Here is a 1190-nt window from a genome sequence, read left to right as displayed (position 1 = left end):
TCTGAAAAAGACTTTCAGATTTGGTGAAATAGCCGCCTGATCCGAACACGACGGTTGAGCCCCGATGAAACAGATGTCCTTCGCCGATGCCGAGTACGCTGGCAAACGTAAGCAGACCCGCCGCGAGCGTTTCCTGATCGAGATGGATCAGGTCGTGCCCTGGAAGGGTCTGATTGCCTTGATCGAGCCGTATTATCCGAAAGGCGAAGGTGGTCGTCCGGCGTATCCGTTGATGGCGATGTTGCGAGTTCATCTCATGCAGAACTGGTTCGGTTACAGCGATCCTGCGATGGAAGAAGCGCTGTACGAGACGACGATCTTGCGCCAGTTTTCCGGTCTGAGCCTGGAGCGGATCCCAGATGAAACTACCATCCTCAACTTCCGTCGCCTGCTGGAAAAGCACGAGTTGGCCGCTGGTATTCTCGGCGTGATCAATGGCTATCTGGGCGACCGTGGCTTGTCGCTGCGACAAGGCACCATCGTCGATGCCACGCTGATTCATGCGCCCAGTTCGACCAAGAACAAGGACGGCAAACGCGACCCGGAGATGCATCAAACCAAGAAAGGTAACCAGTATTACTTCGGTGCCAAAGCTCACATTGGTGTCGACGATGAGTCAGGGCTGGTGCACAGCGTGGTGGTCACTGCGGCCAACGTCGCGGACATAACCCAAGTCGACAAACTGCTACACGGTGCTGAGAACGTGGTCTGCGCCGATGCAGGCTATACCGGTGTCGAGAAGCGCGAAGAGCATGCGGGACGCCACGTCATCTGGCAGATTGCAGCCCGGCGCAGTACCTACAAAAAACACGGTAAACGCTGCGCGCTGTACAAAGCGATGCGCAAGATCGAGAAAGCCAAGGCCCAGGTTCGCGCCAAGGTTGAGCATCCATTTCGAGTGATCAAGCGTCAGTTTGGTTATACGAAAGTGCGTTTCCGAGGCTTGGTGAAAAACACTGCTCAGATGGTGACGCTGTTCGCCCTGTCGAACCTTTGGATGGCGCGTCGATATTTGCTCTCCAGCGCAGGAGAGGTGCGTCCGTAATGAGGGAAATAGCTGCTGCGAGGAGCGTTCAGCGGAAAAAATGGATGGAATAGGCGGCAGACGTGATCGGTTTTGAACGGCTGCCGTTTTTTGAAAGCACCTATGGCTCAGCAGTCGAAAAATAGCGGCCTACTTCAGACCATCC

General features: G+C 55.2%; 1 protein-coding gene. It reads left to right on the top strand.

The genetic code is table 11. From position 1 onward, the window contains the following. Positions 1 to 64: 64 nt before the first annotated feature. Positions 65 to 1045: an IS5 family transposase gene (locus tag H096_RS20320; RefSeq protein WP_033901200.1), complete on the top strand. Its 981-nt coding sequence runs from the start codon at positions 65 to 67 to the stop codon at positions 1043 to 1045. Positions 1046 to 1190: the final 145 nt, after the last annotated feature.

Source organism: Pseudomonas sp. FH1 (assembly GCF_000510895.2).
GTDB lineage: Bacteria > Pseudomonadota > Gammaproteobacteria > Pseudomonadales > Pseudomonadaceae > Aquipseudomonas > Aquipseudomonas azotoformans_A.
This window is presented reverse-complemented; position numbering and strand designations above follow the sequence as displayed.

What these genes read in the sequence shown, in the direction of transcription:
- H096_RS20320 (WP_033901200.1), top strand. Translation starts at nt 65, where the DNA reads ATGAAACAGATGTCCTTCGCCGATGCCGAGTACGCTGGCAAACGTAAG.